The 9240-nt window shown below is 38.5% G+C and carries 9 protein-coding genes and 5 tRNA genes; all 14 read right to left on the bottom strand.

What is annotated here, in order from left to right:
* Positions 1-433 (bottom strand): LysM peptidoglycan-binding domain-containing protein (locus HNQ98_RS05110; RefSeq protein WP_184284958.1); only part of this gene is annotated, 433 nt, incomplete at its 3' end.
* A 215-nt stretch (positions 434-648) separates the two neighbouring features.
* Positions 649-999 carry an NlpC/P60 family protein gene (locus tag HNQ98_RS05105; RefSeq protein WP_135197817.1) on the bottom strand — a complete coding sequence of 117 codons (351 nt, stop codon included), beginning with the start codon at positions 997-999 and terminating at the stop codon, positions 649-651.
* A 13-nt stretch (positions 1000-1012) separates the two neighbouring features.
* A complete protein-coding gene (locus tag HNQ98_RS05100; protein WP_135197818.1) occupies positions 1013-2179 on the bottom strand; it encodes a LysM peptidoglycan-binding domain-containing protein in 1167 nt (388 codons plus the stop codon).
* A 194-nt stretch (positions 2180-2373) separates the two neighbouring features.
* Positions 2374-3345: a beta-ketoacyl-ACP synthase III gene (locus HNQ98_RS05095; protein ID WP_135197819.1), complete on the bottom strand. Its 972-nt coding sequence runs from the start codon at positions 3343-3345 to the stop codon at positions 2374-2376.
* 150 nt (positions 3346-3495) lie between these two features.
* Complete coding sequence (locus HNQ98_RS05090; protein WP_135197820.1) at positions 3496-6180, bottom strand: valine--tRNA ligase; 2685 nt, start codon at positions 6178-6180, stop codon at positions 3496-3498.
* 267 nt (positions 6181-6447) lie between these two features.
* Positions 6448-6813: a type II toxin-antitoxin system PemK/MazF family toxin gene (locus HNQ98_RS05085; protein ID WP_135197821.1), complete on the bottom strand. Its 366-nt coding sequence runs from the start codon at positions 6811-6813 to the stop codon at positions 6448-6450.
* A gap of 35 nt (positions 6814-6848) precedes the next feature.
* Complete coding sequence (gene alr, locus HNQ98_RS05080; protein WP_135197822.1) at positions 6849-7976, bottom strand: alanine racemase; 1128 nt, start codon at positions 7974-7976, stop codon at positions 6849-6851.
* Positions 7976-8383 (bottom strand): holo-ACP synthase, encoded by a 408-nt coding sequence (acpS, locus tag HNQ98_RS05075; RefSeq protein WP_014974897.1) that lies wholly within the window; start codon positions 8381-8383, stop codon positions 7976-7978. Before acpS ends, alr begins: the two co-directional genes overlap by 1 nt.
* Before the next feature lie 12 nt (positions 8384-8395).
* A complete protein-coding gene (locus HNQ98_RS05070) occupies positions 8396-8539 on the bottom strand; it encodes a hypothetical protein (RefSeq protein WP_019040535.1) in 144 nt (47 codons plus the stop codon).
* Positions 8540-8727: 188 nt separating this feature from the next.
* Positions 8728-8811: transfer RNA gene (locus tag HNQ98_RS05065), tRNA-Leu, on the bottom strand.
* A 24-nt stretch (positions 8812-8835) separates the two neighbouring features.
* Positions 8836-8908: transfer RNA gene (locus tag HNQ98_RS05060), tRNA-His, on the bottom strand.
* A 2-nt stretch (positions 8909-8910) separates the two neighbouring features.
* Positions 8911-8984: transfer RNA gene (locus HNQ98_RS05055), tRNA-Trp, on the bottom strand.
* Positions 8985-9073: 89 nt separating this feature from the next.
* A tRNA-Asp gene (locus HNQ98_RS05050) sits at positions 9074-9147 on the bottom strand.
* A gap of 2 nt (positions 9148-9149) precedes the next feature.
* Positions 9150-9222, bottom strand: a tRNA-Val gene (locus HNQ98_RS05045).
* Between the last annotated feature and the right edge of the window lie 18 nt (positions 9223-9240).

Below are 9240 nucleotides of genomic sequence, written 5' to 3'. Positions count from 1 at the left end.
TTGATGGTGTTGCGGCTGCTGGTGCAAGATTCAATGTTTGTCCAACCGCAATATAATTAACGTTAGAAATTGAATTAGCAGCAACTAATGCAGCAACAGTTGTTCCATTTGTTGCAGCAATATGATAAAGTGTGTCGCCTGACTTCACTTTATATGAACCAGAGTTAACTGTACTTTTTTGTGTTGCAGCAACTTTATTTGATTTTGTAGTTGGTTGAACTTGTAATTGCTGTCCAACAAAAATCAAGTTTGGGTTTTTAATAGCATTAGCTTTTACTAAGTCTGCAACGGTAGTTCCCTTTGCAGCTGCAATCTTACTTAATGTATCCCCAGATTTAATAGTCATTGTATCAGCAGATACAGAAGCAACACCAGCGACAGTAAATGCACCAGCTGCAGTAACAACAGATTTGACAATAGTAGATGATTTCATAATATAGTTAACTCCTTAAAAGTACATTCACTCAGTAAATATTAAATACTAAAGTTGTTTGATATTTTTCTCGACATTGAATAGTTTACCAATATAATGTCACATGCATGTTTTACATAAGTTGCATTTTATTATCAAAATCACGTTATAAACACAAATGCAACAAAACACGGTTTTTTATGACAAAAAGAATACAAATAGATGTCACTATCAAGTCAAAATACAGTACCAGTAAATGTAGGCAACCAATTTGTATTTAGCATTTGCATTTTGACACGTTTATCATTTGCATCAACTGCAATAAATTGTCCGCCACCAACATAAATACCAGTAGTATAAGGTTGCTCCGGTATACCCCAAAAAAGTAAATCACCCGGATTAGTATTTTCAATTGTGTTTAATTCATATACATCATATGTTAAATCAACCAAATCTGCAGACCATTTGCCAGATTTAACATGCGAATGAACATGGGTTGAATTAAAAATAAACGCAACAAACGCACCTGGAGAATAATATTTATTCCCTAACTGCGCTAGTGCTAAGTCTAACCAATTACTCGTCATAGACTTTTATTTATTAATATTGACCGGCATTTGATTCGGCAACAATTGTACCGCCAACAATACCAAATCCTACTGATGTGGCACGGGCGTTTGCTACCCACATACGATGTCCAGGTGTGCCATTCGTTGTCATATTCGTTTCGTTATACCATGCATCAATGACTTGTCCAGCACCAAAGTCAACGGCAACAACTTCACCATTAGTTGAAAAATGGTTGGTTGGAATACCACCATTAGCAACTGCATTTGCTGCGCGAGACTGTGCATGTGCTGACAATCCTGCATCCAACGTTACTGGTGCCAAACCTAATGAAGCGCGCTTAGCGTTCAATGAGTTCAACATTGTTTGTGCTGCTGAAGAGCTAGGTGCTGATGTATTATTTGTTGAAACTTGTGTAGGTGCAGATTGCTGTGTCGAAGCTTGTGCTTGTGTTGTTGCTGGTTGTACTGCAGCGGGCGCTTGTTTGTTGCCACCATTAGCTTGATAGGCACTGTACTCTGCAGCCGTCATGTAGCCATCATGGTTTGCATCCGCAGCTGCATTATAAGTTACATTTTCACTGACCTGCGCTGCTGGTTGTGCTGTGACTGTTTGTGCTTTTTCAGCTGCAGCTACTTGACCACCATTAGCTTGATAGGCATCATATTCAGCTGTTGTCATAAAGCCGTTTTTGTCTGTATCAGCAGCTGCGATATATGCTACTTTTTCAGTATCAGTAGCAGCTGCAACTGGTGCTTGCTCTGTTGCTGTAACTGTTTCAGCAGTATTTTGATTTTTTGGTGCTTCTTGCAATGACAATTCTTGTCCAGTCAAAACAAAATCATGATTTGACAAGTTATTCAAAGATGTCAAGGTTGCAATACTGACACCTGTTGTTTCAGAAATCTTTGATAATGAATCACCAGCTTGAACAGTATACTTCGATCCATCAGCTGAAACAGAAGGTGCTTCTGGTGTTGAAATATTTAATTTTTGTCCAGCAATAATTAAATTCGTATCTGTAATACCGTTGGCTTTTGCTACGTCATCAACAGTTGTATTATTCTTTTGCGCAATGCTATTAAGTGTGTCACCAGACTGAACTTCAACTGAATCAGCTGAAACTGCTGCATGTCCGCCAACTGCTGCTGCGACACCAGCCGCTGCTGCTAATAATGTTTTCTTCAAATTATGACTCATAAGATATAACTCCAAATAATTTAATTTTTATTATGTTTATTAATTTTTTGACTTGCTTTTATACAAATCTTAACAACATCATCAAGTATATCCATTTTTTATAACGCACATATTGTTTAGATTTCTCAATCGTATAACATTGTTACAAAAAAATTACAAAAAAAGGATTTACAAATCATTACACTTGTTCCATATTATAGTTCGAGCAAAATACTCCCATAAGTAAACCCTGCTCCAAAACCTGTTAGTAGCACTCTTTTTCCCGTTAAATCAACAGTTTGATTGAGTTCATCAAAACCAATGGCAATCCCTGAAGATGATGTATTGCCATTGTAAACAACATTTCTCGAAAATTTCTCAAGAGGTTCATTTAATGCGGTTGCAATATACTCAATAAGCCTCAAATTAGCTTGATGCGGAATGAAATAATCAATATCTTTTGTTTCCAAGTCTTTACTAGCTAAAAATGCTTGAATATGTTCTGGAATCAACATGGTGACTTCGTCAAAAACATCTCGTCCAATTTGTGTAAATGCATCTGTTACTGGATAGTTATTTGCAGATAAAGTCGTCAACGGCGCAATTCTACCAGAATGAACAACTTCAGCATTCCCAATGGTACACATTTGCTCGCCTTTAACCATATCGATTTGATCATCCGCACTGAGCACGACCGCACCAGCACCGTCACCAAAAAACACCGTACTTGTACGGTCTTTGAAATCCATCATTTTTGAATTGACTTCGGCTGCCACAACTAAAGCCTTGCGATAGGCACCTGAACGAATAAATTTATCGGCTGTACTTAAACCAAATATGAAACCTGCGCAAGCTGTCATAATATCATAAGCCCACGCATTTTTTGCTGATAAATTACGTTGTACAAGTGCTGCGGTTGAAGGTGCTAAACCGTCAGGAGTAAAGGTTGTCACAATGATTAAATCAAGTTCTTCTGGCTTAACCTGCGCTTTAGCTAACGCTATTTGTGCAGCTTTGGTCGCTAAATCACTGGTATTTTCACCTTTTAATGATATATGACGTGTCTTAATACCAGTGTGTGCCTGAATCCAAGCATCACTGGTGTCCATTATTTTAGCCAAATCATCATTGGTGACAACATCCTCAGGTACATAATGAGCACTTGATAAAATTTTAATTCCGGGCATATGCTGTCTCTTTCTAACTTATACTCATACCATTGTAGCGGATTTTAGTGATTACGCAAGTCATTTGCTAATTTCCGACTAAATTATATTACAGTAACAATTAATCAGTTGATACAAAAAATCGATCCAAAATGAACCGATTTTTAATCGTTACTTTGTATTTCTTAATGTATTTAACCGTTCTTCAGTAGCAGATAACTTGGCTTGCCAGTCAGATAGCTTCTCTTTTTCAGCCGCCACGACTGCCTCTGGGGCACCATTAGTAAACTTTTTATTACTCAATTTACCGTCAGCACGTTTAACTTCATTTCTGAAATTATTAGCTTCGCCCTCAAGCCGTTTAATCTCATCATCAATGTCAATTAATTCTGCTAATGGGACATAGATTTCTGCGCCAGAAATAACTTGGGACATAGATAACTTAGGTGCTTCAATATGCGCATCAATTTGCAGTGATTTAGGATGAGCAAAACGATTGATGTATTCAGCATTATCATTAAAAATCTGAATCAAATTTTCATCAGATGTTTTAATCAATAAATCAATTGGTGTTGACATTGGTGCACCAGCTTCTGAACGAATATTTCGCACAGCAATAATCAAATTCTGCAATGATTTAAATGACATTTCTGCTTCTGGATCATCTAATTGATCGTGCACCACTGGATAACGGACGATAGCAAAATCAGCATTTTGGTCAACTTGATCTGGCATTTCTTGCCAAATAGCTTCTGTAACAAAAGGCATGATAGGTTGTAAGAGGCGAAGTGTTTGATCGAGGACATATGCCAAAGTCTGTTGAACTGGTGACTTATCACCGTCACTGTTCAACGTTTCCTTGGTCATTTCAATATACCAATCAGCAAAATCAGACCAAATGAAATTATACAGCTCGCGACCAGCTTCGCCAAATTCAAACTTGTCAAAGTTACGTGTCACGTTATCAACCGTTCGATTCAAGCGAGACAATATCCACTTGTCAGCCAGTGTTAATTTAGCGATATCAGGCAAAGTTGCTGGCGTGTCCTCATCCAAATTCATAATAACATAACGTGAAGCATTCCAAATTTTATTAATAAAGTTCCAAGCTGCGTCCATTTTGTCATAGGTAAAACGCACATCTTGTCCAGGAGTTGATCCTGTAGCCAAGAACCAACGCAAAGCATCAGCCCCATACTTTTCAATAACTTCCATTGGATCAACACCATTACCCAATGACTTAGACATCTTACGTCCTTCACCATCACGAATTAAGCCATGAATTAAGACATTTTTGAATGGTCGCTGTCCTGTGAATTCTTTTCCTTGGAACATCATACGTGCCACCCAGAAAAAGATAATATCATAACCGGTTACTAAAGTATTAGTTGGGTAATAACGTGCAAAATCCCCCGTCATATTTTCAGGCCAACCCATCGTTGAAAAAGGCCACAATGCTGATGAAAACCAAGTATCTAGAACATCTGGATCACGCTCCCAACCCTCACCTTCAGGTGCTTTTGCGCCAACATATATTTCTTCCTCATCCGTTCCTTTATTCTTGTACCAAGCTGGAATTTGATGTCCCCACCACAATTGACGTGAGATCACCCAATCACGAATATTTTCCATCCAACGCGTAAACGTATCTTCAAATCGTGCAGGAACAAATTCAACTTTTTCATCATCAATTTTTTGCATATCCAAAATTTGTTTCGCCAATGGTTCCATTTTGACAAACCATTGGGTTGACAAGCGTGATTCAACAGGCACTCCTGTACGTTCAGAATGACCAACTGAATGAACAATCGGATCCACTTTTAGCATGAAATCTCCAGCTTCAAGATCTGCTACAATGGCTTTACGTGCTTCAAATCTTTCCATACCATCATATTTTCCAGCCTTATCATTTAGATGTCCATCCTCGGTCATCGTATTAATACGCTCTAAGTCATGACGATTCCCTACTTGGAAGTCATTAGGATCATGCGCTGGTGTGATTTTAACCATACCAGTTCCAAAATCTTTTTCAACATATTCATCAGCAATAATTGGGATTTCACGACCAACCAATGGTACCATTACTTTTTTACCAATGAGATCTTTATATCGTTCATCAGTTGGGTGAACCGCCACGGCCACATCACCAAACATTGTTTCTGGGCGTGTTGTTGCAATTTCAATATAATTTTTGCCATCAAAAGTGGTGCCATCAGTAAATGGATATTTCACATGATAGAATGCCCCTTCGTCATCTTGATAAATCACCTCAATATCTGACAGTGCAGTCCGTGCTTGTGGATCCCAATTAATAATATATTCGCCACGATAAATCAAATCTTTTTTATAGAGGTCAATGAATACTTTATTAACTGCTTTATTCAAACCCTCATCCAAAGTAAACCTTTCTCGATCAAAATCTAAAGAAAGACCCATTTTTCCCCATTGCTGCTTGATTGTTGCAGCATATTCATTTTTCCAATCCCATACTTGTTCAACAAACTTCTCACGTCCTAGATCATAACGAGTGATACCTTCAGCACGCAAACGTTGCTCAACTTTGGCTTGCGTAGCAATACCTGCATGATCCATACCAGGCAACCACAAAGCATCATAACCTTGCATCTTCTTTTGACGAATAATCATATCTTGTAACGTCGTATCCCAAGCATGTCCTAAATGTAACTTCCCTGTTACGTTTGGTGGCGGAATAACAATTGCATAGGGTTCAGGTTCGTTACCTTGAATGGCCTTATTTGATTCTGGAGAAAATAATTTTTTTTCTTGCCAGCTATCATACCGTCCAGCTTCAACAGAAGTTGGTTCATATTTTGTAGTCATATTAATATCGCGCATATTACTCTCCTTTATTAATGGCTGTACAAAAAAATCGTCCTAAAAAATTTAATTAGGACGATTTTCACCGTGGTACCACCTGCATTGTTATTGATGTCAGTTATGCATATCAACAACCACTTTGTTTATTCATATTTTTAACACTTAGCAACCTTGGGCATTAACATCACTGATTCACAACACCATCAGCTCTCTTTAACATGCGCTTGCTTAATCCTCTAAGATAATGCTAATAATACTAGAAAATAGTATTTTCGTCAAGCCCTTCTATTTTATCCCTACACTAATGCGTAAAGCATGGGCCACCTGTTGCATTTCCTGCGAGCTCGCGTTAATATGGGCAATTTTATCACGCAAACGGCGTTTATCGATAGTCCTCACCTGTTCTGCCAAGATAACCGAATCTTTCTTCATACCACCCATATGTGCTGGTAATAAGATATGCGTTGGTAACTTAGGTTTAGATATTTGTGATGTAATTGCAGCAATAATTGTAGTTGGTGAATTAGCATTACCCACATCATTTTGAATGATTAATACTGGACGAATGCCGGCCTGTTCTGAGCCGATTCCTTGTTTTAAATCTGCGTAAAAAATATCGCCACGCATGATTGTTTGATGTTCATCTGTCATAAAATCTCACTTATTATGTACGCGCCTGAGCGCATTTATTCATATACTCTTGGTAATCTTGAACCAAATATCGTCACAATTTCATGTGGAATTGTGTCTGCATAATGGGCAAAATCTTCAATTGTAATTTCTTCATCACCATCACGCCCAATTAACGTGACTTCTTGACCAACTGGATATTGATGTGCCAACGTAATGACAATTTGATCCATGGTCACACGACCAATAACATGCTCAATATGTCCGTCAACTAGAACCTTCATGCCAGTCATACGACGTAAGTAGCCATCAGCATAACCAATTGGCAAAGTAGCAACCCACTGAGGCACTTGCGCTGTATAGGTTGCACCATAACTAACTGACTCACCCGCTTGCAATTGATGTACGGATCCAATTTTTGACTTTAACGTTAATGCTGGTTTTAATGCCATTGGCAATGAGAGAAGTGGGGCACCAGGGTTAAAACCATACAACACTGAACCTACACGAATTGTATTTGTATCAATTTCGCTAGTATGCCAAAGTGCCGAACCAGAATTTGCTAAATGCCAAAATTTTCTAGGAATACCGACAGCCTGAACCCATTTATTAAATTTTTGAACTTGAGAATAATAGTAATTTTGGTTTCCATCATCTGCAGTCGCAAAATGTGTAAAGACACCTGAAAGCAATAATTTGTCGTTGGCATTAATAAATTCGTATAAGCGCTTCAATCCAGACTCTGAATTAACTCCCATACGTCCCATACCTGTATCAACAGCTAACTGAAGCGCTAAATTTTCTCCCGCAGGAATCATTGAAACAGCTTCTTGCAGCCATGTTAATGTACCAACCGCAGGTTCCAATTGATTCGATACCATTACTGATACCTGTGACACATCCTGAACCCCTAACAAAATGATACGCACATCTTTATTAATAAAACTTTGACGTAACCTAACACCCTCATCAATTGTTGCCACGGCAAAATCACGAACGCCTACTTCATACAAGGCTTCAGAAACAGCTAAGTCACCATGCCCATAAGCATTTGCTTTGACCACACCAATTAATCTTTTAGCTCCAGTGTACTTTAACATAGTTTGTGCATTTTGCTTTATTGCATCTAGGTTGACTGTAATCCAAGAGGGTCGCGTCAATAATAAATCATTTTCTTTTATCATTATAATACTCCTCGTTTTGGGAAAATCTTCAAACTAATCTTTTCTAGCAAAGTGCGGCGTTCAATAATAACTACAGTATTAACTTGGTCACCACTGTGCGTAATTGCCACATAAGTTTTATAAGGAAAATTTTTCACTCGTATAATGGGACGTCCGTTTTTTTCATTCAAAACTTCAATATCTTGCCACTTTACTTTTTCACCAATACCAAATCCAGTAGCTTTAGAAAAAGCTTCTTTTGCTGAAAATCGTCCCGCAACAAATTCGTGATAATGTTTTCCACGCCGTGTTGATGCTTGATCAATTTCTGATGCAGTTAAAATTGAGGTTAAAAACTTATTTTTTTGATCTACAATCTGCCCTACTCGACTAATAGATTCTATATCATTACCAATACCAATTATCATGTCTTTATTGTATCAAAATCTGGCACACTCACCAAATTTTTCTTGTTCTTTACTTTGGTCTACCTTTCCTAAAGTAATATTTAAATCTAAATGAACACCGTAAACCATTAATAAACTCAATAATTCTGTGAACGTTTTATTTTTATACCTAGCCATACCTTTTACCCCATTTATATTTGATAATCAAATTGTAAGATGCTTAAAAGCAAAAAACAATCATTTTGGCATAACTTGTCAATATAGTGGCATAATTGGTTTTAATAACCTGGCAACCTGGCTGTTAATTAAAATTACATACTAAAATAAATAAAAGCACAATATCCGAAGATATTGTGCTTTCCTAATGCCGTCGGTGGGAGTCGAACCCACACGGTGTTGCCACCACTGGATTTTGAGTCCAGCGCGTCTGCCAATTCCGCCACAACGGCATATTAAAGCCAAATGGCTTATAGGGCGGTAGAAGGGGATCGAACCCTCGCATGCTGGATCCACAAACCAGTGTGTTAACCACTTCACCACTACCGCCATGGCAGGGATAGAGGGAATCGAACCCCCATCAACGGTTTTGGAGACCGCTATTCTACCGTTTAACTATATCCCTACAATCATAATAATCAGCCATGCTGATATAACATGGTAGGGAATTGCACCCCACTTAACACTGGCTGTTCATGTTCGTCAGTCATATAGCGGTCACAGCGGGGCTCGAACCCGCGATCTCCTGCGTGACAGGCAGGCGTCCTAACCAGCTAGACCATGCGACCAATGGACGCTACAGGGATCGAACCTGTGACCCCCTGCTTGTAAGGCAGGTGCTCTCCCAGCTGAGCTAAGCGTCCATAATGGAGAGGAAGGGA

This window comes from Leuconostoc carnosum, assembly GCF_014207505.1.
In the GTDB taxonomy this organism is placed as follows: Bacteria; Bacillota; Bacilli; order Lactobacillales; family Lactobacillaceae; genus Leuconostoc; species Leuconostoc carnosum.
Note: the sequence above shows the minus strand (reverse complement) of the source record. Positions and strands in the feature narration are given on the sequence as shown.